22 protein-coding genes are annotated in these 23,348 nt (G+C 71.2%); 16 read left to right on the top strand and 6 right to left on the bottom strand.

The genetic code is table 11. From position 1 onward, the window contains the following. Window positions 1-22: 22 nt before the first annotated feature. The 4 genes from DFJ67_RS02245 to DFJ67_RS43615 are packed head-to-tail and all read left to right on the top strand — an operon-like array spanning window position 23 to window position 3,740. Window positions 23-682, top strand: coding sequence for a GntR family transcriptional regulator (locus DFJ67_RS02245; RefSeq protein ID WP_239097468.1), 660 nt, complete (start codon window positions 23-25; stop codon window positions 680-682). Window positions 683-686: 4 nt separating this feature from the next. Continuing rightward, entirely contained in the window at window positions 687-1,391 is a 705-nt protein-coding gene (locus DFJ67_RS02250; protein WP_116066322.1) for a (Fe-S)-binding protein, read from the top strand. Then, complete coding sequence (locus DFJ67_RS02255; RefSeq protein ID WP_116066323.1) at window positions 1,388-2,830, top strand: LutB/LldF family L-lactate oxidation iron-sulfur protein; 1,443 nt, start codon at window positions 1,388-1,390, stop codon at window positions 2,828-2,830. The genes DFJ67_RS02250 and DFJ67_RS02255 overlap by 4 nt, the downstream gene beginning before the upstream one ends. Next, a complete protein-coding gene (locus tag DFJ67_RS43615; RefSeq protein ID WP_239097467.1) occupies window positions 2,814-3,740 on the top strand; it encodes a LutC/YkgG family protein in 927 nt (308 codons plus the stop codon). The genes DFJ67_RS02255 and DFJ67_RS43615 overlap by 17 nt, the downstream gene beginning before the upstream one ends. A gap of 18 nt (window positions 3,741-3,758) precedes the next feature. Here DFJ67_RS43615 and DFJ67_RS02265 read toward each other — a convergent pair whose 3' ends face one another. Further along, a complete protein-coding gene (locus DFJ67_RS02265) occupies window positions 3,759-4,478 on the bottom strand; it encodes an SDR family oxidoreductase (protein ID WP_116066324.1) in 720 nt (239 codons plus the stop codon). Between the two features lie 63 nt (window positions 4,479-4,541). On the opposite strand from DFJ67_RS02265, the gene DFJ67_RS02270 reads away from it, so the two are divergent. Continuing rightward, window positions 4,542-5,129 (top strand): TetR/AcrR family transcriptional regulator, encoded by a 588-nt coding sequence (locus tag DFJ67_RS02270; protein WP_116075521.1) that lies wholly within the window; start codon window positions 4,542-4,544, stop codon window positions 5,127-5,129. Here the strand turns inward: DFJ67_RS02270 and DFJ67_RS02275 are convergent. Further along, window positions 5,126-5,575: a VOC family protein gene (locus DFJ67_RS02275; RefSeq protein WP_116066325.1), complete on the bottom strand. Its 450-nt coding sequence runs from the start codon at window positions 5,573-5,575 to the stop codon at window positions 5,126-5,128. The genes DFJ67_RS02270 and DFJ67_RS02275 overlap by 4 nt on opposite strands. Window positions 5,576-5,826: 251 nt before the next feature. Between DFJ67_RS02275 and DFJ67_RS02280 the strand changes: the two genes are divergently transcribed. Continuing rightward, window positions 5,827-8,100: a glycoside hydrolase family 6 protein gene (locus DFJ67_RS02280; protein ID WP_116066326.1), complete on the top strand. Its 2,274-nt coding sequence runs from the start codon at window positions 5,827-5,829 to the stop codon at window positions 8,098-8,100. 61 nt (window positions 8,101-8,161) lie between these two features. Here DFJ67_RS02280 and DFJ67_RS02285 read toward each other — a convergent pair whose 3' ends face one another. Continuing rightward, window positions 8,162-8,461 (bottom strand): hypothetical protein, encoded by a 300-nt coding sequence (locus tag DFJ67_RS02285; protein WP_116066327.1) that lies wholly within the window; start codon window positions 8,459-8,461, stop codon window positions 8,162-8,164. A 13-nt stretch (window positions 8,462-8,474) separates the two neighbouring features. Further along, window positions 8,475-10,130 (bottom strand): sodium:solute symporter family protein, encoded by a 1,656-nt coding sequence (locus DFJ67_RS02290; RefSeq protein WP_116066328.1) that lies wholly within the window; start codon window positions 10,128-10,130, stop codon window positions 8,475-8,477. 190 nt (window positions 10,131-10,320) lie between these two features. Here DFJ67_RS02290 and DFJ67_RS02295 point away from each other — a divergent pair, with 190 nt between their 5' ends. Beyond that, the gene (locus DFJ67_RS02295) at window positions 10,321-10,992 is read left to right on the top strand and encodes a hypothetical protein (RefSeq protein ID WP_147315394.1); all 672 of its coding nucleotides are present in this window, start codon (window positions 10,321-10,323) and stop codon (window positions 10,990-10,992) included. Window positions 10,993-11,019: 27 nt separating this feature from the next. On the opposite strand, the gene DFJ67_RS02300 is transcribed toward DFJ67_RS02295, so the two are convergent. Both DFJ67_RS02300 and DFJ67_RS02305 read right to left on the bottom strand, forming a co-directional pair. Further along, window positions 11,020-12,009, bottom strand: a complete 990-nt coding sequence (locus DFJ67_RS02300; RefSeq protein ID WP_116066330.1) for a hypothetical protein — start codon at window positions 12,007-12,009, stop codon at window positions 11,020-11,022. 16 nt (window positions 12,010-12,025) lie between these two features. Continuing rightward, window positions 12,026-12,604: a hypothetical protein gene (locus DFJ67_RS02305; protein WP_116066331.1), complete on the bottom strand. Its 579-nt coding sequence runs from the start codon at window positions 12,602-12,604 to the stop codon at window positions 12,026-12,028. 227 nt (window positions 12,605-12,831) lie between these two features. Between DFJ67_RS02305 and DFJ67_RS43625 the strand changes: the two genes are divergently transcribed. From DFJ67_RS43625 to DFJ67_RS02350, 9 genes are all read left to right on the top strand, one after another. Further along, window positions 12,832-15,837 (top strand): nitrate- and nitrite sensing domain-containing protein, encoded by a 3,006-nt coding sequence (locus tag DFJ67_RS43625; protein WP_239097466.1) that lies wholly within the window; start codon window positions 12,832-12,834, stop codon window positions 15,835-15,837. Then, on the top strand, window positions 15,838-16,272 hold the full coding sequence (locus DFJ67_RS02315) for a roadblock/LC7 domain-containing protein (protein ID WP_116066332.1): 435 nt from the start codon (window positions 15,838-15,840) through the stop codon (window positions 16,270-16,272). After that, entirely contained in the window at window positions 16,262-16,645 is a 384-nt protein-coding gene (locus DFJ67_RS02320; RefSeq protein WP_116066333.1) for a DUF742 domain-containing protein, read from the top strand. The genes DFJ67_RS02315 and DFJ67_RS02320 overlap by 11 nt, the downstream gene beginning before the upstream one ends. Beyond that, the gene (locus tag DFJ67_RS02325) at window positions 16,626-17,225 is read left to right on the top strand and encodes a GTP-binding protein (protein WP_116066334.1); all 600 of its coding nucleotides are present in this window, start codon (window positions 16,626-16,628) and stop codon (window positions 17,223-17,225) included. Before DFJ67_RS02320 ends, DFJ67_RS02325 begins: the two co-directional genes overlap by 20 nt. Before the next feature lie 130 nt (window positions 17,226-17,355). After that, on the top strand, window positions 17,356-18,921 hold the full coding sequence (locus tag DFJ67_RS02330; protein ID WP_116066335.1) for an ATP-binding protein: 1,566 nt from the start codon (window positions 17,356-17,358) through the stop codon (window positions 18,919-18,921). 23 nt (window positions 18,922-18,944) lie between these two features. Beyond that, window positions 18,945-19,715: a dimethylargininase gene (gene ddaH / locus DFJ67_RS02335; protein WP_116066336.1), complete on the top strand. Its 771-nt coding sequence runs from the start codon at window positions 18,945-18,947 to the stop codon at window positions 19,713-19,715. A gap of 33 nt (window positions 19,716-19,748) precedes the next feature. Further along, complete coding sequence (locus DFJ67_RS02340) at window positions 19,749-21,797, top strand: MDR family MFS transporter (RefSeq protein ID WP_239097465.1); 2,049 nt, start codon at window positions 19,749-19,751, stop codon at window positions 21,795-21,797. Window positions 21,798-21,841: 44 nt separating this feature from the next. After that, the gene (locus DFJ67_RS02345) at window positions 21,842-22,378 is read left to right on the top strand and encodes an NUDIX domain-containing protein (protein WP_203784066.1); all 537 of its coding nucleotides are present in this window, start codon (window positions 21,842-21,844) and stop codon (window positions 22,376-22,378) included. A gap of 64 nt (window positions 22,379-22,442) precedes the next feature. Continuing rightward, window positions 22,443-23,345 carry an NAD(P)-dependent oxidoreductase gene (locus DFJ67_RS02350; RefSeq protein ID WP_170215719.1) on the top strand — a complete coding sequence of 301 codons (903 nt, stop codon included), beginning with the start codon at window positions 22,443-22,445 and terminating at the stop codon, window positions 23,343-23,345. The last annotated feature ends 3 nt before the right edge of the window (window positions 23,346-23,348 follow it).

Consider the following 23,348-nt stretch of genomic DNA (forward strand, 5'->3'; position numbering starts at 1 on the left):
GGATCCTATAGGATCTTTGATCGTGCAGCCCGCCCGACGGATCACCCTGACCGACGACGTCTACGCCGCCGTGCAGGCCCTGATCATGGATCACGAGGTGCAGCCCGGCGCCCGCATCAACATCGACGCGCTGGCCCGCCGGCTCGCGGTCTCCCCGACCCCGGTCCGCGAGGCGCTGGCCCGGCTCGAGTCCGACGGCCTGGTCAGCAAGACCCCGCTGGTCGGCTACGCGGCGACGCCGTTGCTGACCCGGGCGCAGTTCGAGGAACTGGTCGAGATGCGGCTGATCCTCGAGCCGGTCGCCGCCGCCCGGGCCGCCGGCGCGGGTCTGGACGCGACCGACCTGACCGGCCTGCGCGCGGCGGCTGACCTGCCCGGCCCGGCTGGCGCCGACGGGTTCGCGGCGATCGCGGCGTTCACCACGCAGGACGCCCGTTTCCACCACACCCTGGCCGGGCTGTCCGGCAACCGGATGCTGCACGACGCGGTCGTCCGGCTGCGCGCCCACCTGCACCTGTTCCGGCTGCACTTCCCGGCCGCGCACTACGGCGTCAGCGCGCGCGAGCACCACCGGGTTGTCGACGCGGTCAGCACCGGCGACGCCGACGCGGCCGCCACGGCGATGCGCGACCACCTCACGGCGGCGCGCGACCGCCACCTGCCCTACTTCGAGACGCGGTGAGCCGATGCGGATAGCCCTGTTTGTCACGTGCGTCAACGACCTGATGTTCCCCGACACCGGCAAGGCGGTCGTGACCGTCCTCGAGCGGTTGGGGCACGAGGTCGAGTTCCCGCTCGACCAGACCTGCTGCGGGCAGATGCACGCCAACAGCGGATACCGCGAAGAGGCGCTGCCGCTGGTGGCCAACTTCGTCAAGACCTTCTCCGAGTACGACGCGATCGTGGCACCGTCGGCCTCCTGCGTGGCGATGGTCCGGGAGAGCTACCCACGGCTCGCGCCGTCGGCTGAGCTGTCGTCGGTCGCCGGTCGCACGTACGAGCTGTCCGAGTTTCTGGTCGACGAACTGGGGGTGACCGACGTGGGCGCGCGCTTTCCGCATACGGTGACCTACCACCCGACCTGTCACGGGTTGCGCATGCTGCGCCTCGGCGACCGGCCGCGGCGGTTGCTGGAGGCGGTCGAGGGCCTAACCCTGACGCCGCTGGAAGGCGCCGAGGAGTGTTGCGGCTTCGGCGGCACATTCGCGCTGAAGAACCCCGGCGTCTCGGGCGCGATGCTGGCCGACAAGTGCACGGCGATCCGCACCACGGGTGCTGAGTTTCTGGCCGCCGCCGACAACTCCTGCCTGACCCACATCGGCGGCGGCCTGTCCCGCGGCGACGCCCCGGTCACCCCCATCCACTACGCCCAGATCCTGGCCGCCCAATGAGCGGGACGGGAAACATCGTCACCCGGTTGCCGTTCCCCACCGCCGCGCGGCGTGAGTTGGGCGACGAGCAACTGCGCCGCAACCTGCGCAAGGCGACCCACACCATCCGCGACAAGCGGCTGCGGGTGGTCGGCGAGGTGCCCGACTGGGAACCGCTGCGGTTCGCCGGCGCCGCGATCAAGGACGACGTTCTCGCCCGGCTGCCTTTCTTACTGGAGCAGTTCGAGGCCGCGGCCACCGCGGCCGGCGCGACGGTGCACTGGGCCCGCGACGCCGAGGAGGCGTGCGCGGTCGTCGCCGACCTGGTGCGCGCCACCGGCACCGCCGAGGTGGTCAAGGTCAAGTCGATGGCGACCCAGGAGATCGGCCTCAACGAGGCCCTCGCCGCCGTAGGGATCAACGCGGTCGAGACCGACCTCGCCGAGCTGATCGTCCAACTCGCCGACGACACCCCGTCGCACATCCTGGTGCCGGCGATCCACTACAACCGCACCCAGATCCGCGACATCTTCGCCCGCCGGATGCCGGGCGTCGACGTCGACGCGCTGACCGACGACCCGCCGGCCCTGGCCGAGGCCGCCCGCCGCCACCTGCGGGCCCGCTTCCTGTCGACGAAGGTCGGCATCTCCGGCGCCAACTTCGCGATCGCCGACAGCGGCACACTGGCGGTCGTCGAGTCCGAGGGCAACGGCCGGATGTGCCTGACCCTGCCGGAAACACTGATCTCCGTGGTGGGCATCGAGAAGCTGCTGCCGACGTTCCGCGACCTGGAGGTGTTCCTCCAGCTCCTGCCGCGTTCGTCGACCGGCGAGCGGATGAACCCCTACACGTCGCTGTGGACCGGCGTCACCCCTGGCGACGGCCCGCAGACGGTGCACATCGTGCTGGTCGACAACGGCCGCACCGACACCCTCGCGGACCCGGTCGGCCGCCAGGCGCTGCGCTGCATCCGCTGCTCGGCGTGCCTCAACGTGTGCCCCGTCTACGAGCGGGTCGGCGGCCACGCCTACGGCTCGGTCTACCCGGGCCCGATCGGCGCGATCCTGTCACCCCAGATGAGCGGCGAGGGCGCCAACCGCACCCTCCCCTACGCGTCGACCCTGTGCGGCGCCTGCTTCGACGCCTGCCCGGTCCGGATCGACATCCCGCAGGTGCTGGTCCACCTACGACAGTCCGGCGTGGACGCGGCCCGCGGCCGCCCCTCCGCCGAACGCACGGCGATGCGCACCATGTCCTTCGTGATGCGCGACCGCCGCCGCTACGCGGCCGCCCTCCGCGCCGCCCGCCGCGGCGCTGCCCCGCTCCGAATGGTGGCCGGCCGCCGCGGCGCGATCCGCCACCTGCCGTGGCCGTTGTCGGCCTGGACCTCGTCCCGCGACGCCCCACTCCCGGCCAAGCAGACCTTCCGCGAATGGTGGACCCGTGAGCACTCCTCCTGACCCGGCCGCGGCCCCGCGCTCCGGTGGGTCCGCCCGCGCCGAGATCCTCCGCCGCGTCGAGGCCGCCCGCCCCACGTCGCCGGTGGCGGTCTCTCGTGACTACGACGAGGCCGACGGCCCAGCCGGCGCCGACCTGATCGACCTGCTGGTCGACCGTCTCGAGGACTACCGCGCCACGGTCCGCCGTTGTGCGCCCGCCGACCTGCCCGCGGCCCTGGCCACCGTCCTCGCTGGCGCCTCCACCGTGGTGCTGCCACCCGGGGTCCCGGCGTCATGGCTGTCGCCCGCCGCCCACGGCGCCGGCTCGGCCAACGAAGCCGGCTCGGCCAACGAAGGCGGCTCGGCCAACAAAGGCGGCTCGGCCAACGACATCGGCACAGCCAACGACATCGGCACAGCCAACGAAGCCGGCACGGCCGATGACATCGGCCCACCCAACGAAGCCGGCACGGCCGATGACATCGGCCCACCCAACGAAGCCGGCGCGACCAACGAAGCCGGCGCGACCAACGAAGCCGGCACGGCCGATGACGTCGGCTCGGCCAATGACGGCGGGCCCGCCTTTGTCCGGGATGGCGACCCCGCGCTGCTCACGGTGACCGACCTGGACGCCCCAGGGGTCGCGGTGGTGACCGGGTGCGCGGTGGCGGTCGCCGAGACCGGCACGCTGATCCTCGACGCCGCCCCGGACCAGGGCCGCCGTCTGCTGACGTTGGTGCCCGACCACCACATCTGTGTGGTCCGCGCGGACCAGATCGTCGCCCGCCTACCGGCCGCGCTGCGCCGGCTGGCCGACCCGACCCGCCCGCTCACCATGATCTCCGGCCCGTCGGCGACCAGCGACATCGAGCTCAACCGCGTCGAAGGCGTGCACGGCCCCCGACACCTCAACGTCGTCATCGTCGGCTAGCGCCCGGCGGCGACGCCGTCAGGTGAGGGCGACCAGGCGGGCGCCGCCGTCGGACTCGATGACCGTGCCGGTGAGGTTGGGGTTGGTCGCCGCCAGGACCACGGCCTCCGCCACGTCGTCGGCGGTCGCGACCCGGCCGGTCGGCAGCGCCGCGGCCGCCTGCGCGAAGTAGGCCGACCGGGCGTCGGCGGGCAGCGCGCTCCACCATGGAGTGTCGACCAGACCCGGCGACACGCCGTTGACCCGGATCGGCGCCAGCTCGGCCGCCAGTGGCCGCACGACGGCCTCGACGGCGGCGTTGATGGCGGCGATCCCCGCGGTGCCCGGCATCGCCGTGCGTGCGGTGATCGCGCCCAGCAGGGTGATCGAGCCGTCCGGCGCCAGGTGGGGCAGGGCCGCCTGGATCGTGGTGAGGTGGCCCCAGAACTTCGCGTCGAACGCTCGCCGGAGCATTGCCAGGTCGAGGGTGGCGATCGGGCCCGGGCCCTCGCTGCCGCTGAGCGTGATGATCAGCCAGTCGATCGTGCCGATCGCCTGGGCCACGGCGGTGATCGCCGCGGCGTCGGCGCCGTCGGCGCGGTGGCCGATCAGTGCCGGGTCGGTGCTCGCCAGCGCGTCGAGGCGGGTCTGGTCGCGGCCCACCACGTGCACCGACGTGCCGCGATCCAGCAGCCGGCGGGCGGTGGCCAGGCCGATGCCGGAGGTTCCGCCGACCACTAGGGCAGTGCGTTCAGCCATGTCGAACTCTCTCTCTAAAACGAACCGAACCGTCCCGGTTCGATTTAAGCTAGCATGGACTCCATGGCCGACCAACCGACCCGGGCCCGCCCGGGGCGCAAGCGCAGCGAGGAGAGCCGGCAGGCGATCCTCGCCGCCGCGGCTGACCTCGTGGTCGAGGTCGGCTATGCCGGCCTCTCGATCGAGGGCATCGCGACCCGGTCGGGTGCGGGCAAGCAGACGATCTACAGGTGGTGGCCGACCAAGGCCGACGTGCTGCTCGACGCCCTGGCAACGAAGGCCGACCTGCACATCCCCGTGCCCGACGAGGGCAGCTATGCCGCCGACCTGCGGGCTTTTCTGGTCGCCAGCTTCGCGCTGGGTCGCAACCCGCACGTCGTCGCCGTGCTCCGGGCGCTGATGGCCGAGGCCCAGATCAACGCCGACTTCGGCGACCGCTTTCGGGCGTCGTTCATCCGCCGCCGCCGCGACGCGCTGGCCGTGATCCTCGACCGGGCGAGCGCGCGCGGCGACCTCCCGCCGACGCCGCGGCCCGGCACGGTGGCCGACATCATCTTCGGCGTGATCTGGTATCGCCTGCTTACCACCCCCGATCCCGTCGACCGGCGACTGGCCGACGAACTGGTCGCGACCCTCGCCGGGGCGCGCTAGCAGACGCAGAACTCGTTGCCCTCGGGGTCTTGCAGCACCACCGCGAAATAGTCGTTGGCCGGGTCGTCGTGGATCCGGAACACGTGGGCGCCGGCCGCCCCCAGGCGGTGCACCTCGGCTTCGATCACCGCGCGCCGCTCGGCCAGCGGCTGGGCCCGGCCGCCGCTCACCGCCAGGTCGAGATGCAGTCTGTTCTTCACCGTCTTGGGCTCGGGCACCTGCTGGAACCAGAACTTCGGACCCACTCCCGCCGGGTCGACGATGCGGTCGGGCCCGTCAGGCCCGGTCAGCTCCTCCTCGGGAACCCCGACGCTGCGGTACCACGCGTGCCAGCTGGCGAACCCTTCCGGCGGCGGCGCCGGGTCGTAGTGCAACGCGGTCGCCCAGAAGGCGGCGAGGTCGACCGGCGAAGCACAATCGACGGTGATCTGGAGTGTTGTCGTCATAAAGCCATCCTGGACCCCACGTACGACAGAAACGCTTGTGATGGAAGCGCTCCCATGGAAGAATCCCCATCGAGCCGCATCTACGCGGGTCGCACGCAGACGCCGAGGGCACCGCAGGTCGACACAGACCGCGGACGGCGCGATGTGACCCCGCGCGCTTTCGCCTGACCGGGCCGGGCAGCCATCGCTAACCCAACCCCCACCCCCATTCCCGGGTACGGACCCGGTCTGGTCAAGGAGAAGACACGGCAATGACTCTGTCGACAAGACGGCGACTGCTCGCCGTCGCCGGGGCCGGCCTGCTCGCCGCCGCGGGCATCGTCGCGCCCTCATCCGCGGCCCAGGCGGCCGTTGCCTGCGACGTCACCTACGCCACCAACGACTGGCCCGGCGGGTTCACCGCCAACGTCACGCTGAAGAACACCGGTGACGCGCTGACCAGCTGGACGCTCGGCTTCACCTTCCCCAACGCCAGCCAGCGCGTGCAGCAGGGCTGGTCGGCCACCTGGACCCAGTCGGGCCAGAACGTGACCGCGCAGAGCATGTCCTACAACGGCGCCCTGGCCAACGGCGCGTCCACGTCGATCGGCTTCAACGGTGCGTGGAGCGGCAGCAACCCCAAGCCGACCGCGTTCACCGTCAACGGCGTCGCCTGTGGCGGCACCACACCGACCAACACCGCGCCCACCGTGACGCTGACCAGCCCGACCAGCGGCGCCACCTTCGCCGCCGGTGCGGCCGTGCCGCTCGCCGCGACCGCCAGCGACGTCGAGGGCCCGATCAGCCGGGTCGAGTTCCTGATCGACGGCACGGTGGTCAACAGCGACACGAGCGCGCCCTACGCCTACAGCGCCACCTCGGTCGCCTCCGGCAGCCACACCGCGGCGGCCCGGGCGTACGACAGCGCCGGGCTCTCGACCACCACCAGCGCCGTGCCGTTCACCGTCGGCGGCAGCTCGACCACCCCGACGCTGCAGGCCAGCACCGGTGCGGTCAGCGTTCCCGAAGGTGGCTCCGCCACGGTCACCTACCGGCTCAGCGCCGCGCCGACCAGCTCGGTCGCCGTGTCGCTGGCCAAGTCCGGTGACAGCGACATCACCATCTCGCCGACCAGCCTGACGCTGACCAGCTCAAACTGGAGCAGCGGCGTCCCGGTCACGGTGAGCGCCGCCGAGGACAGCGACACCGCCAGCGGCACCGCGACGATCACCGCCACCAGTTCGGCCGGCAACGTGACCGTCACCGCCACCGAGTCCGACAACGACGTGCCCAGCGGCGGCGCGCGGGTGGACAACCCGTACGCGGGTGCCCGCGGCTACGTCAACCCGGAGTGGTCGGCCAAGGCCGCCGCCGAGCCGGGTGGCTCCCGCGTTTCCAACCAGCCGACCGCCGTCTGGCTCGACCGGATCGCGGCGATCGCGGGCACCCCGGACAGCCAGTCCAACGGCCCGATGGGCCTGCGTGCCCACCTCGACGCCGCGCTCGCACAGGGTGCCGGCTACGCCCAGTTCGTCATCTACGACCTGCCCGGCCGCGACTGCGCCGCCCTGGCGTCCAACGGCGAGCTCGGCACCGAGGAACTGCCCCGCTACAAGACCGAATACATCGACCCGATCGCGGCGATCATGGGTGATACGAAGTACCGCAGCCTGCGGATCATCGCGATCATCGAGATCGACTCGCTGCCCAACCTGGTCACCAACCTCAACATCGCCAAGTGCGCGACGATGAACTCCAACGGTGGCTACGTCAACGGCGTCGGCTACGCGCTCGACAAGCTCGGCGCGATCCCCAACGTCTACAACTACATCGACGCCGCGCACCACGGCTGGATCGGCTGGGACAGCAACTTCAACCCGACCGCCCAGAAGCTCAAGCAGGCCGCGACCGCGTCCGGCGCGACCGTCGACGACGTGCACGGCTTCATCGTCAACACGGCCAACTACTCGGCCCTGCGCGAGCCGTTCTTCAACATCAACACGACCGTCAACGGCCAGCAGATCCGGCAGTCCAAGTGGGTCGACTGGAACTTCTACGTCGACGAGCTGACGTTCGCCCAGGCGTTCCGCAACCAGTTGGTCAGCCAGGGCTTCAGCTCCAGCATCGGCATGCTGATCGACACGTCGCGCAACGGCTGGGGCGGCTCGGCCCGGCCCACGGCGGCGAGCACCTCGACCGACCTCAACACGTTCGTCGACCAGTCCCGCATCGACCGGCGGATCCACGCCGGCAACTGGTGCAACCAGAGCGGCGCGGGTCTCGGCGAGCGGCCGACCGCGGCGCCCGCCTCTGGCATCGACGCCTACGTGTGGGTCAAGCCGCCGGGTGAGTCCGACGGCTCGAGCACCGAGATCCCCAACAACGACGGCAAGGGCTTCGACCGGATGTGCGATCCGACGTACGGCGGTAACGGGCTCAACGGCAACAACCCGACCGGCGCCCTGGCCAACGCACCGATCTCCGGCGCGTGGTTCTCGGCCCAGTTCCGCCAGCTCATGGCGAACGCGTACCCGCCGCTCTCCTAATTAAATAGGCCACGGGTCCCCGTTCCGGTCACGACAGCCGGTGCGGGGACCCGTTTCCATTTCACTCCGCGGGAGGCGCCTGGTCCGCCGGCTCCGGTGCTTCGGCCGGTGACAGCCACTGCCAGAGCAGGAAGAGCAGCCCGACGGCCAGCATCGCCAGCCCGGCCCAGAGGTTGATCCGCACGCCCTGGGCCTTGTCGATCGCCGCCGAACCGTCGAAGACACCGGCGAGGCCGACGATCAGGCCATAGACCACGAACAGACCACCGATCACCCGGCGTACGTCGAACCGCCGCGCGGCCGACCGGCGCTGGTCCTCTTCGGTCTCGTTCAGCAGTTCGTTGTCGTCGTCGTCGCTCATCGCGCGGCTCCTCTCACCAGACCGGGATGTAGAACAGCAGGGAAAGTGCCAGCGCGACGCCGCCGAGCAGCAACGGCGACCGGTACCAGACCGCGTCGCCGGCGAGCACGTCGCCCTTCAGGTCGACGCCGCCCACCCCGTTGACCAGACCGCGCAACTCGCTCTCCGGCTTGGGCGCGGTGAACTTGCTGATCGCGAAGGCCGCGACGAGGACGGTCACGAACGCCAGGCCGGCACCCCAGAAGCTCTCCTCCAGGTCGGTGTCGAACGGCAATGCCCCGCCCAGATAGAGGAAGTACGTCGCCAGCGCCACGACCGTGCCCGACAGCAGCGACCAGAAGCCCGCGACGGCGGTCATCCGCTTCCAGAACATGCCGACGATGAACGTGGCGAACAGCGGGGCGTTGAACACCGAGAACAGCGCCTGGATGTAGTTCATGATGTTGCTGAACCCGGCCGCGATGAACGCCGTGCCGATGCCGACCACCACACCACCGAGGGTCGCTGTCCGACCGACCCGGATGTAGTAGTCGTCGGAGCGCTCCTTCCGCACGTACGTCTGCCAGATGTCGTAGGTGAAGACGGTGTTGAAGCCGCTGACGTTGGCCGCCATGCCGGCCATGAACGAGGCCATCAGGCCGGTGACCGCGATGCCGAGCACGCCGTTGGGCAGCAGGTCGTTCATCAGCAGCGGGATCGCGTTGTTGTAGACCAGGTCGCCGTCGTCGGCGCCGAGGCCCTTCACCGTGACGACCGCGATCAGGCCGGGAATCACCGTGATGATCGGGATCAAGAGCTTCGGGAAGGCGGCGATCAGCGGCGTACGCCGGGCGGCGCTCATGTTGCGGGCCGACAGCGCCCGCTGCACCTCGGCGAAGTTGGTGGTCCAGTAGCCGAACGAGAGCACGAACCCGAGCCCGAAGACGATGCCGAGCCAGTGCGCGCCGAGCGGGTTGTCGGACGAGCCGGTGTCGGCCCAGGCGTGCAGGCCGGCCTCGCCCAGGTCGGTGTTCCGGACCTTGTCGAACAGACCGTCGATGCCGCCGACCTTGACCAGGCCGATCACGGTGATCGGGATGAGCCCGGCCAGGATCACGAAGAACTGGAGCACCTCGTTGTAGATCGCCGAGGTCAGCCCACCGATGCTGATGTAGGTCAGCACGATCGCCGCGCCCGCGATGATGGAGATCCACAGCGGCCAGCCGAGCAGCGCGTCGAGCACGAGGGCGAGCGCGTAGAGGTTGACGCCGGCGATCAGCATCTGGGCGACCGCGAAGCTGAGCGCGTTGAACACGTGGGTCGGCCGGTTGAACCGCCGGCGCAGGTATTCCGGCACCGAGCGGACCTTGGAGCCGTAGTAGAACGGCATCATCACGATGCCCAGGAAGACCATCGCCGGCACGGCGCCGATCCAGTAGTAGTGCACGGTCATGATGCCGTACTGGGCGCCGTTGGCGGCCATGCCGATGATTTCCAGCGCGCCGAGGTTGGCCGAGACGAACGCGAGCCCGGTCACCCACGCCGGCAGCGAACGCCCGGAGAGGAAGAAGTCGACGCTCGTCTTGATGGCCCGCCGGGCGGCGAAGCCGACCCCGAGCACGGTCGCGAAGTAGAGCGCGAGCAGCACGTAGTCCAAGACGTTGAGGTTGAGTCGCAGCCCACCGTCCACACCGTCCCCTTTCGCCCGCCGGTCCGAACGGCTCGGATCGATCGCGGGCGGAACTACCCGGGTCGGTGTTCGCGAAAACTCTTCAGATCGGCGGCGTTGCCGCTGTCGGCTTTCCGCTCTGGGTCGTTGGCCGTGGAAGGGACATCATGGACACGATGTCCTGGACGCAACGACGCCCGCGGGAGTGGTCATGAAGCGCTTGGGAACGATCGTCGTCCTGGTGGTCGGGCTGGCGGCCGGCGCCGGGCTCTACTTCGCCAACGAGTCGCTGACGGTGGCGCCGAAACCGGTGTCGGCGCCGGCCCGGGCCGAGCCGCCGGCCGCGACGCCTGCACCGACCTCCTCCCCCACCAACCCGCCCGCCGATCGGGCGGTGACGCCGCCGCCGGTCAAGGGCCAGGCACAGGAGAAGGTCACCGTGACCTGGGCCGGTTCGGTGCGCGGCGGCCGGGCCAGCATCGCGATCGCGGTCAAGGACGGCGCGGCGATCGCCTACCTCTGCGACGGCAACCGGGTCGAGGCGTGGTTCCAGGGCACCGCGGTCGACGAACGGCTCGCCCTGGTCGGCGAAGAGGGCCGGGTCAGTGGATCGTTCGACGCCAAGCGGGCCAAGGGCACGGTCACCGTCGGCCGCGCTACCTACGCGTTCGACGTCGCCGCGGTGCGCAAGCCGTCCGGGCTCTACCGCGCGACGGCCGAGGTGCGCAACGCCAAGGTCCGCGGCGGGTGGATCGTGGTCGACGGGCAGCAGGTCGGCATCCTCGAGGTCAACGGCGAGCCGCAGCCGGCGCCGCCGCTGGAGCTGCCGGCCGGTTCCGTGACCGTCAACGGCGAACGCGTCGAGGCCACGCCGCTCGGCTGAGCGGCATGGCCTCGGGGCGATCGGGTGTCAGCTCTGCAACATCCGGTCCAGGAAGTCGCGGTAGCGGCGGACCACCACTCGCAACTGCTCGGTGTCGGCACCCTCGGTGGCCTCCCAGCCGCCGAGGCCGGTGCGCATCGCGGCGACCGCCTCGACCAACGCGTCGGCTGCCTCTTCGGCCAGGCCCTGCGCCTCGCCGGCCGCGCCGCGCGGGTCGTCGACGAAGCGGAGTTGCACCTCGCGCCAGCGGTCCCGGAAGCCCTGGGCGGCCTCGACCGCGACCAGGGCGGTGACCGGCTCGGCGTCGACCTCGCCGGGCATCAGCTCGGTGTGCTCGTCGGCCACGTGGTCGCTGTCGGTGTCGGTCGTCGCCTCGGCCACGGCCAGGTCGTCCTCGACCGGTGCGTCGTCGACCCGGTCCTCGTGAACCCGGTCCTCGTCAAAGCGGTCCTCGTCGACCCGGTCTTCGACCGCCTCGGCGTCGGTCCGGGTGTCAGTGCGGTTGTTCGCCATCGCCGCCGCCGCGGCGGTGCCACCGGCCGTGGCCGCGCCGAACGCGACCGGAGTCAGAGCCGAGTCGGAGAACACCGGCCCGTCGTAGCCGTCGCGGTCGGTCTCGTCGCGGTCGGTCTCCTCGTTTCGCTCCCGGTCCAGCTCGGAGCTGTCGACCCCGGCCCGGTCGGCGTCGGTGTCGACGGGGGTGGCGAGCACCGGCTCGTCGTACCCGGTGCGCTCCTCGTCTTCGGTTTCCTCATCGCGGTCTTCCTCGTCGACGGTCGCGTCGACGTCTTCGACCCGGTCGTCGTCCTCGTCAGCCGTCACCACGTTGTCGTGGTAACCGGCCTCCGCGACGCTGTTCTCGTGGTGGCCCGCGTCGGCTTCGACCGCGTCGTCGACGCCGTCGCCGTCGGTGTCCCGCTCGTCGATCTCGTCGTCGGGCGCGGTGCGCTGCACCGGCACCGGGTCGGAGCGCACCGCTTCGGGGTATTCGTCGTTGCGCTGGTCCTGGTAGGTCATGGGGGATCTCCTCGAGTTAGCGGGCGTCGTCGGTAACGGGACCGTCGGTGCTGTGGGTGGGTACGGGCTCGTCACCGAGCAGCTCAGCGACGAGAGAGCGGTAGTGGACGACGGCCTGGCGGAGCTGCTCGGTGCTCGCCTCGCCGCGCTCGTTGGCGAGATGGATCTCGTGCGCCTCGCGATAGTTACCGAGCGTGCGGGCATGCTCGACGGAGAGGTGGGCGAGCTGGTCGTCGTAGTCCTCGGTCGGGTAGCCGCGCTCGGCGACCAGGCGGGTCACCAGCTCGTCGGCGGAGCCGACCGCGCGGGCGGGGTCGTCGACGAAGAGCACCTGGAGCTCTTCCCATGCCTGTGCGTAGCGGTCGCGCGACTCCGCGCTCAACGGGGTGAGCGTCAGCTCGGCGTGCCGGCGCTCGCGTTCGCGCAGCTCACGCTCGGCGGACGACCGGCTGTCCTGTTCTTCGACGACCCGGTCGTATTCCGGGCCGAACCGCTCGCGCAGGGCCCGGCGGCGCATCGCGTTCCACGCGAAGATGCCGAGCGCGACGAGCACCACGATGACGATGACGAGAACGACAATCTGGGTGGGCGACATGGCGTTCCTCCTTCGCCAGGGTTATTTCCCAGATGGCAACGGTCGCCAATCGCGTATCGCGGGACTAGTTCGGAAATCTCAAACGGACATCGACGTCCGGCTGTAGTGCCAACGGGCGCATTTGCGTATCCTGCCCAAGGCGCATGCGGTTCGGCGGTGTCGGCTTTCTGGCGGGAGCGGGCAGGTCGCGTGTCGTCGCTCCTGCCAAACCCCTCGGGCGAGGACTGATGAATTCGCGCAGCTGGTCGATCCGTTCGAAGATCATTTCCCTGGTCGCCGTGCCGATCGCCGCGCTCACCGCATTGTGGATCTTCGCGACCACGTTGACGCTGGGTCCGGCGCTCAGCCTGCTGTCCGCGCAAGGTTTGCTCGACGACATCGGCAAGCCCGGTGAAAACGTCGTGTCCGCCTTGCAGCAGGAACGCCGACTGTCGCTTATCTACCTGGCCGGAAAGAGCAGCCCGGAACGGCTCGCCACCCAGCGCGCGGTGACCGACGACGCGATCGGCGAGTTCCGCCGCAGGTCCTCCGGTGCCAACACCAGTGACCTGCTGTCCACCCGGCTGGCGCAGCTCGACCAGGCGTTCGCGGTGCTGCCCTCGGGCCGCAACTTCATCGACCGTCGCGACATGGACAAGGCCGGCGCGCTCGGCCTCTACAACGGCGTGATCGACTCGGCGTTCCGGGCGTTCTCCGTGCTGGTCGCGCTGCCCGACGAGCAACTCGGCCGCGAGGGTCGGGCGGTCACCTCGCTCGGCCGCGCCCGCGAGGTGCTGGCCCGCGCCGACGCGCTGCTGGGCGGCGTGTTCGCCGGCGGCCGGTTCGGCGAAGACGAGCACGGCCAGCTCGTGCAGATCATCGGCACCGAGCGCTACCTCTACGAGTCGGCGATCGCTGACCTGCCCGACGACGACCGCGGCCAATACAACCAGCTCACCGAGGGTGCCGCGTTCAGCCAGCTCAACGGCATGCTCGACACGCTGGTGAGCAAGGGCCGCGACAAGGCGGAGCCACCGGTGACGGCGACCGAGTGGCAGTCGTCCTACGACACGGTGCAACACGCCCTGCGCGACTTCGAGCTCGACGCGTCCGACCGGCTCGCCGACCGTGCCGTCCCGGTCGCGACCGGCATCCTGATCCGGCTCGCGCTGGCCGGCGTCCTCGGCCTGATCGCCGTCGGCATCGCGCTCTACGTCTCGATCCGGGTCGGCCGCGGCCTGATCCGTCGCCTGGTCGGGCTGCGGGCCACCGCGCTCGAGCTGGCCGACGACCGGCTGCCCGCCCTGATCGGCCGGCTGCGCCGCGGGCAGGAGGTCGACGTCGACGCGGAGTCGCCGCCACTCGAATACGGCAGCGACGAGCTGGGCCAGGTGGGGCACGCGTTTGCCGCGGTCCAGCGCACGGCGGTCCGGTCGGCGGTCGACGAGGCGGCGCTGCGGCGGGGCCTCAGCGAGGTCTTCCTCAACATCGCCCGGCGCAGCCAGACGCTGCTGCACCGCCAGCTCGCCCTGCTCGACAAGATGGAACGGCGCACCACCGACCCCGACGAGCTGGGCGACCTGTTCCGCGTCGACCACCTGGCCACCCGCATGCGCCGACACGCCGAAGACCTCGTCGTGCTGGCCGGCGCCGCACCGGGCCGCGGCTGGCGGGTCCCGGTCCCGATGATCGACGTCATCCGCGGCGCGGTGTCCGAGGTGGAGGATTATCCGCGGGTCAACATCGTGGCCGTCGAGCCCGCCGCGGTCGCCGGCCGCGCGGTCGCCGACGTCATCCACCTGCTGGCCGAGCTGATCGAAAACGCCACCTCCTTCTCGCCGCCGCACACCAAGGTGCACGTGGCCGGCCAGGCGGTGCCCAACGGCTACGCGATCGAGATCGAAGACCGCGGCCTCGGCATGCCGCCGGAAGCGATCGCCGAGGCCAACCAGCGGCTCTCCGAGCCGCCCGAGTTCGACCCGGCCAACTCCGCGCGCCTGGGCCTGTTCGTGGTGGCCCAGCTCGGTGCCCGCCATGGCGTCCGCGTGCAGCTCCGCCCCTCCCCCTACGGCGGCGTGACCGCGGTCGCGCTGCTGCCGACGGCGCTGATCGGCGCCGGCTCGGGAGCGCTGGCCCTGCCCGGCCGGGCCTCCGGTGACCAGTCCGACCGCGCCCTGCCGGCCGGCGACACCGACGCGGTCCTGGTGCCCGGCGAGACCGCCGACGACGCACCGGTGTGGACGGTTCCCGACGGCGCCTTGACCGCGCCCGGCGACGGCGGCGCGTTGAGCTCCGCACCGCGGGCCAACTGGCCGACCGCACTGTCCGGCGGCCTGACCCGCCGCAAGCCGGACGCCGCGCCCACGTCGTCGATCCCCGCCTCGACGGTCCCGACCTCGAGCTTCTCCACGCCGCCCAGATCCGGCGGATCGACGCCGCCCGCGTCGCCGTGGGCCGGGTCCAACTCGGCGGAACGGACGTGGGGTGGATCCCCTTCTGCGGGATCGACCCCCGGCGGACCGACCTGGGCCGGGGCAACCGCGGGCGGATCGACCCCAGGCGGGCCGACCGCCGGCGGATCGAACTCGGCCGGATCGACCCCAGGCGGGCCGACCGCTGGCGGATCGAACTCGGCCGGCTCGGTCCCGAGCGGGTCGTCGGCGGCTGACGTCGCCGCGCAGCCCACGCCGGCGATGGGCCTGCCGGTGCAGCGCCGCCGGCGCCCGACGGAGGAGGCGACCACGGAACTCGTCGTCGGCGAAGACGGGCTGCCCCGGCGCAACCGTCAGCGCCACCTCGCGCCGCAGCTCCGCCGCCCGACCGACGATCCGAGCGGCGAGATCTCCGGTGGCTTCGCGGCCGGCTTCGGCGGCCCGACCATGCCGACCTCGGCGCCGCCCGCCCCGCGTGATCCGGAAGAGGTGCGGGCCCGCATGTCGGCCCTCCAGGCCGGCACCAGCCGCGGCCGCCAGGAGAGCGCCGCCGCGGCCGCACCGATGTGGACACCGCCCGCACCGGGCAGGGCAAAGGAACTCGACGACTCCACCCGGGCGGTGCGGATCCGCACAGGCCCGGGCGGGGCTCCGGACGCGTCTGGCACGCCAGTCGCCGGAAACGGTGCGTCGGGTGAACTTCCCGACCAGACGGAGGGGAACGGCGCCACGACGCCGCCCGTACCCTCTGATCAGAGATCGTCACCGCGCGACGAGAACGACCGGTCGCAGCTCAATGATCCATCCGGAAAGGACGCGTAAGTGACGCAGACGACCAGGCCGCAGTCCAACCTCGACTGGCTGCTCGAAGACCTTGTCGCCCGCGTGCCCGGGGCGCAGCAGGCGATCGTGCTCTCCGCCGACGGGCTGCTGATGGGGTCGACCAGCGGGCTCGAGCGCGACGACGCCGAGCACCTGGCCGCGATGGCGGCCGGCTTCCAGAGCCTCGCCAAGGGCGCCAGCCGGCACTTCGACGCCGGCCCCGTGCGGCAGACGATGGTCGAGATGGAGCAGGCCTACCTGTTCGTGACCGCCGCCGGCTCGGGCGCCTGCCTGGCGCTGCTGGCGACGGCGGAGACCGACATCGGCCTGGTCGCCTACGAGATGGCCATGCTGGTCACCCGGGTCGGCCAGAACCTGACCGCGCCGGCCCGGATCCCGCCGATCCCGCCGCCAGGGAGTCCCGATGGCGGCTGATTCCCGGCCTCCCGGCCCCGACTGGCTCGACGTGGACGCCGGGCCGGTCGTCCGCCCCTACACGGTGACGGGTGGCCGGGTCCGACCGGAACGCGGCTTCGACCTGGTGGCGTTCGTGGTCGCGGCGCCGCTCGACCGGGTCGACCTGGCGCCGTTACAGCCCGAACACCGCCTCATCATCGAGGTCGCACAGCGTCCGGTGGCGGTGGCCGAGTTGGCCGCCCGCGTCGACCTGGCGCTGGGCGTCGTCCGGATCCTGCTCAGTGATTTGCTCAGCGCGGGTCTGGTGGTCTCCTACGAGCCCCAGCCCGCGGCTGCCCTTCCCAACCACGACATCCTCCAGGCGGTGGTCAATGGACTCCGTGCGCTCTGACCGCACAGGCGAGGGGCAGCACATCCCGATCGCCCTGAAAATCCTGATCGCGGGCGGCTTCGGCGTGGGCAAAACCACGCTGGTCGGCGCCGTGAGCGAAATCCGGCCGCTGCAGACCGAAGAGGTGCTCAGCTCGGTCAGCGAGGGCACCGACGACGTCTCCGGCGTGGAGAGCAAGACCACCACGACGGTGGCGATGGATTTCGGCCGGATCACGATCAACGAAGACCTACAGGTCTACCTGTTCGGCACGCCCGGCCAGGACCGCTTCTGGTTCCTCTGGGACGAGCTGGCCTTCGGCGCGCTGGGCGCGGTCGTGCTGGCCGACACCCGCCGGCTGGCCGACTGCTTCCCGTCGGTCGACTACTTCGAGACCCGCAACACCCCGTTCGTCGTGGGCGTCAACTGTTTCGACGGCCTGCAACGGCACAGCCCCGACTCGGTCCGCAACGCCCTCGACCTTGATCCAGACGTCCCGGTCCTGCTCTGCGACGCCCGCGAGCGCCAGTCGGGCAAAGACCTGCTGATCGCCCTGGTCGAACACGTCGCCACCCGCCGCGACCGGGTGGCTGCCCGGTAGCCCGAAACACCCCATTCAGGCACGAACGACGCCCACCCCTACCCCGGTTCGATCGCGATCGGTGGTGGGGCTGGGCGCGGCGTGTCAGTCTTAGGTGCGGGTCGACCCGGCCTCTGACGGGGGTGGATCAATGTCAGACGGAACCTCTAACGGGCCACGGAGCGGCACCGAGACCGTCGAGGTGCTCGGTGGCCGGCTGATGATCAACGATGGTCCGGGGATCATCGCCGCGGCGCGGGAAGATCGGGTGCGGTTGCTCGGCGGTGGATATTTCCCGGCGCCGGTGCAAGACGTGCGCTACTGGCTCGACACCGCGACCGTCGACGGTGCCGCCGTGCACCAGATGTCGGCCGATGTCAGCGTCCGCGGTGGGCCGACCGCCCGCACGATGTTCGACGCCGCCATGCTCGGGGCCGCCGCGCCGCTCGGTGCGATGCTGGCCCGGCGCTTCGGCAACGACGGGCCCGTCGCCAGCAGGATCGCCCAGGGCGCCGAGGTGATCGCGACCGTGCCGAGCCGGCTGGTCCGCACGATCTGGCCGCCCGACGACTACGGCGAGAAGGTCGATCCGCTCGCCGCCGCCAACGCCGCGGGGCTCAAGGCAACCATCACCTACCCAGGCCCGACGGCCGCCGCCAAGAACAACGGCAGCAACCCGTTCTCCGCCGACGGGCCGCTGCGCAGCGGGCCGCGGACGATCTCGATCCGGGCCAACGTGCCGAGCCCGGAGATGACCACCGACCTGCTTCGCGAGATGACGCTGCTGGTGCTGCGCGTCGTCGGCGAGTTCGTCGGCGGTGAGGCGCCGTTGCGCGGGCGCACCTACGTGATCGGCCGGCGCGAGACCCAGCCGCCGCCGGCCACGCCGACGGCCGCCGCGCCGGGGCCGACCCGCACCGAGAACGTCACCCTCGACCAGGTCGGCGGGCTGGAGAGCATCGTCGGCCAGTTCCGGGAGATCGCCGTCAGCTTCCGGCACCCCGACATCATGGCCCGCTGGGGCGCTCGCCGGCCGCAGGGCATCCTGCTCTACGGGCCGCCCGGCACCGGCAAGACCATGCTGGCCCGGGCGCTGGCCAACGAGATCGGCGCGACGTTCCGGGAGATCCGCACGCCGGAGATCCTCGACAAGTGGCTCGGCGGCTCCGAGCGCAACATCAAGGCGATCTTCCAGGAGGCCCGCCGCTACCGGCACCCGACGGTGATGCTCTTCGACGAGTTCGACAGCATCATCAGCTACGCCGGTGCGGGCGGCGACGCGGCCAGCCAGGCCGTCAACGCCGTCGCGGGCATCTTCAAGCAGGAGATGAACAACCTCATCGAAGACAACCAGAACGTGGTGGTCGTGGCGACGACCAACTTCCCGCACCGGGTCGACGACTCGCTGATCCGCTCGGGTCGGTTCGACGTCAAGCTCTCGATCCCGCTGCCCGACGAGGCCGGCCGGGCCGAGATCTTCAAGATGAAGATCCGCGACCTGAGCGAGCGCCACGAATACGCCGGCTTCACCATGTTCGCCGACGACGTCGACCCGGCCGCGCTGGCCTCGGTCAGCCACGGCTTCAGCGGCGCCGACATCGGCGAGGTGCTGCGCCGGGCCCAACTCGCCAAGGCGATGCAGGAAGCGCGCGGCGGCAAGGGCAGCCCGATCACCCACGACGAGCTGATGCGGATCACCACGGGTTTGCGGCATTAACCGGCCAACACCAGAATCAACCCATGATCAGCGGTACGGCGCTCGTCCGCGCCCCGAGTTCGAAGCTGGCCGACGGCATCGTCACGCACATCGCGCGTACCCCCGTCGATGTCGATCTGGCCCGGCGGCAACATGACGCCTACCGCGCGGCCCTGGCCGGCGCGGGCTGGTCCGTGGTCGACGTGGCCCCCGCCGACGAGTGCCCGGACAGCGTGTTCATCGAGGACACGGTCGTGGTCTGCGGTGACCTCGCCATCCTGACCCGGCCCGGCGCGGAAGAGCGGCGGCCAGAAGTCGCGGGTGCCCGGGCCGCCGCCGAGGCGCTGCTGCTCGACGTGGTCGAGATCGAGGCGCCCGGCACGCTCGACGGCGGCGACGTGCTCCAGGTCGGCGACCGGGTCTACGTCGGCGTCGGCGGCCGCACCAACGAGGCCGGCTTCGGCCAACTCCGCGACCACCTGGCCACCCGTGGCAAGACGGCGACGCCCGTCACGCTGCACGGCGTACTCCATCTGAAGTCCGCTGTCACCGCTCTGCCCGACGGCACCCTGGTCGCGCTGCCGCACCTGCTCGACACGCACGCGTTGCCGCCGGTGCTTCCGGTCGAGGAGGAAGCGGGCTGCCACCTGGTGCCGCTCGGCGACGAACGGGTGCTGATCGCGGCCTCCGCACCGCACACCACGGCATTGATCCACCAGCTGGGTTTCGCGCCGATCGTCGTCGACATCAGCGAGTTCGAGAAGCTCGAAGGCTGCGTAACCTGCCTCACCGTGCTGGTCCCGCCCGTACGCTGAAGATCCGGCGGGCGTACGGGGGTGCGCGTGGCAGTGGATACAGCAGTGGCTCCGGACGGCGACGTCCGCCCACCGGCACTGTCGCGCCGCCAGATGAACGTCATCTACGGCACCGTCGTGCTCGGCCTGCTGCTCGCCGCGATGGACCAGACCGTGGTCGCCACCGCGCTGCCGACGATCGTCGGTGACCTGGGCGGCGCCAGCCATCTGTCCTGGGTGGTCACCGCCTACCTGCTGGCGCAGACCATCGCCGCGGCCCTCGCCGGCAAGTTCGGCGACCAGTTCGGCCGCAAGCGGATCTTCCAGGTCAGCGCGATGGTCTTCATCCTCGGCTCGGTGCTGTGCGGCGCCGCGCAGAGCCTGCTCTGGCTGGTCTTCTCCCGCGCGGTGCAGGGCATCGGCGCCGGCGGCCTGCTGGTCACCGCCACCGCCCTGATCGGCGACGTGATCCCGCTGCGCGACCGGGGCCGCTACCAGGGCGGGCTGGGCGCGGTCTTCGGGCTCGCGACCGTGATCGGCCCGTTGATCGGCGGGCTGTTCACCGACAGCAGCCTCGGCTGGCGCTGGGTGTTCTACATCAACGTGCCGCTGGCCGTCGTGGTCATCCTGGTCGCCGCCCGCACCATCCCGGCGATCGAGAGCCGCGGCAGACCGGTGATCGACTATCTCGGCATCGTGCTGATCGGCACCGGCGCTGCCGGCCTGACCCTGGCGACAAGCTGGGGCGGCACCGAGTACGCGTGGTCCTCCCCCGTGATCATCGCGCTGTTCGCGGTATCCGTGCTGCTGCTGATCGCCTTCGGCTTCGCCGAGCGCCGGGCCCGCGAGCCGGTGCTGCCGATCCGCCTGTTCCAGTCGCGGGTGTTCGTGGTCTCGGCGGCGCTCAGCTTCGTCGTCGGCTTCACGCTGCTCGGCGCGCTCACCTTCCTGCCCACCTACCTCCAGTGGGTGCAGGGCGTGTCGGCGACCGTCTCCGGCGTACGCACGCTGCCCCTTGTCGTCGGTCTGCTGGTCACGGCCGTGCTGGCCGGCAACACGGTGAGCCGGACGGGCCGCTACAAGGTATTCCCGATCGTCGGCGGCCTGATCATGGCCCTCGGCCTCTACCTGCTGTCCAGGATGGGCTCCGGCACGTCGACGCTGAACACGTCGCTCTACATGTTTGTCTTCGGCGTCGGCATCGGCCTGTCGATGCAGATCCTGATCATCATCGTGCAGAACACGGTCGCCTACCGCGATCTCGGCGTGGCCACCTCAGGCGTGACCTTCCTGCGCACGCTGGGCAGCTCGTTCGGCGCGGCGGTGTTCGGCACGATCTTCGCCAACCAGCTCAACCACCACCTGACCGACGCGCTCCGGCAGACGGGCGTCCTCCCGCCGGGGGTGCTGGGCCTGCCGACCGCGGTGCACAACCTGCCACCCGCACAATCAGGACCGATCATCGAGGCGTACGCCCAATCGGTGCACGCTCTGTTCCTCTACGCGGTGCCGGTCCCGCTGGTCGCGTTCGCGCTGGCCTGGTTTCTCAAGGAGGTGCCGCTGCGGGACATGGCCCGGGCCGCGGCGCCCGACCTGGGCGAGGGCTTCGGCATGCCAGACGGGCAGGGCTCCGACGGCGAGCTCGAGCGGGCGGTCTCCCGGGTGATCCGCACCGAGGGGCCGGCCGCCGCCCCGGCGGTGCTGGCCGCGTCGGGCACGAAGCTGGCCGCCTCCGACGCGTGGTGCCTGACCCAGATCCACCTGCGTACCCGCTATGCCGGGCCGGTCGACGTGGCCGGGGTGGGGCGGGCCTACAAGCTGCCGGGTGCGGTGCTGCGACCCGCCTTCGCCGCCGCGGCCTGGCGGGGGTTGGTCACGATCGACGACGACGAGTGTCTCGGGCTGACACAGCAGGGCGAGGAGTCCTACCGCAAGCTGGCCGAGGCGTGGAAGACGTGGTTGTTGACGAAGCTGCCGGATCGCGACGGGCAGCGGCCGACCGGGCCCGCGTTGGACGCCGCATTGAGCAAGATCGCGACGCGGATCGCCGACACCGGCGGCGGCCACCCGGAGCCGGACAGCGTCGACGCGCCCGGTCGGTGATTCGCGGACCGGGGATTGTCCTACCCCCTCGTTAGGTTGCGGGCATGAATCGTGACGAGTTGCAGCGGCGGTCGCTGGAGGCTGCGTTGGGCGACGTCGCCAATGCCCGGGTCGAATATGACGACGTCGCGGCCTGGGCGGCTGCCGCTGGTGCCAGTCCGGTCGATCCGCTGGGGGCCGAGGTCTGGGTGTTCGACGCCGAGCTGTCCCAGGTTCTGCTGGTGAGTCATCCGTGGCGGGGTTGGGTTCCGCCCGGCGGCCAGGTCGAGCCCGGCGAGACACCCCGGGAAGCAGCGCGTCGCGAGCTGCGTGAAGAGACCGGCGTGGATGTCGAGCTCCTCGCCCGGCCAGCGGGTGCTTGCGTCCGGTCATTCCATCCCGACAAGCCGACGACCCTGAGCCTGTCCTACGCCGCGTTCGCCGACCCCGCGGCCCCGCTCGAGGCCGAGCCCGGTCAGCCCGCCGCCTGGATGCCCCTGGGCCAGTCGTGGGAGACCGGCTTCCCCGACGACCCGGCGCGCATCCGCGAGCATGCGCAGTGGCTGGCCGGCCTCGCGGCGGCCCGTCCGCGCAACGGTTAGGTGGCGGCGATCGGGAGTTGTGGTCTGCTGCCGGGCCGGCCCGGCGCGGTGTAAGGATGGTGGGATGAGCGACAAGCCGAGGCTGGCCATCATCGGCACCGGAAACATGGGCGGCGCGATGGTCGGGCGGCTGCGTGCGGCCGGCTATCCGGTCTCCGTCTGGAACCGCACCCGGGAGCGGGCCGAGCAGGTCGCCGCCCGCACCGGCGCGACCGTCGCAGGCACCGCGCGCGAGGCCGCCGGCACCTCCGACGTCGTGATCGTCGCGCTCGCCAACGACGCCGCCGACCTGGCCGCGCACGAGGGCCGCGACGGGATCGTCGCCGGGCTGCGCTTGGGCACCCCCGTCGTCGACACCAGCACCATCGACCCGCGCACCACGCTGCGGTTGGCCGAGATGGTCCGCGGCGCCGGTGGCGTGCACGTCGACTGCCCGGTCTCCGGCAGCGTGTCGAGCGTCGAGGGTGGCACGCTGACCGCGTTGGCCGCCGGCGAGGCGGTCGACGTCGACCGGGTGCGGCCGATCCTCGAGTCGATGAGCGGCAAGGTGTTCCACATCGGACCGACCGGCACCGGCGCGACCATGAAGGTGGCCATCAACACGCTGCTGCTCGCGATCAACCAGGGGCTCAGCGAGGCCTACGTGCTCGCCGAGGCCGCCGGCATCGATCGCGACACCGCCTACGACGTGTTCCTCTCCGGCGCCACCGGCGCGCCGTTCCTGAAATACAAGCGGGCGATCTTCGAGCACCCCGACGACAACCCGGTCGCGTTCTCGCTCGACCTCGTGAGCAAAGACGCCGACCTGGTGCTGGCGCTGGCCGAGCGGGTCGGCGTGCCGGTCGCCCAGGCCCAGGCCAACAAGGCCGCGGTCGAGTCGGCGATCGCCGACGGCTACGGGCAACAGGACATCAGCACGATCGCCAAGCACCTGCGCGAGCTGCGGAGCCGGTCCAGTCGCGGTTAGCCT

The organism is Asanoa ferruginea, assembly GCF_003387075.1.
Classification (GTDB): Bacteria; Actinomycetota; Actinomycetes; order Mycobacteriales; family Micromonosporaceae; genus Asanoa; species Asanoa ferruginea.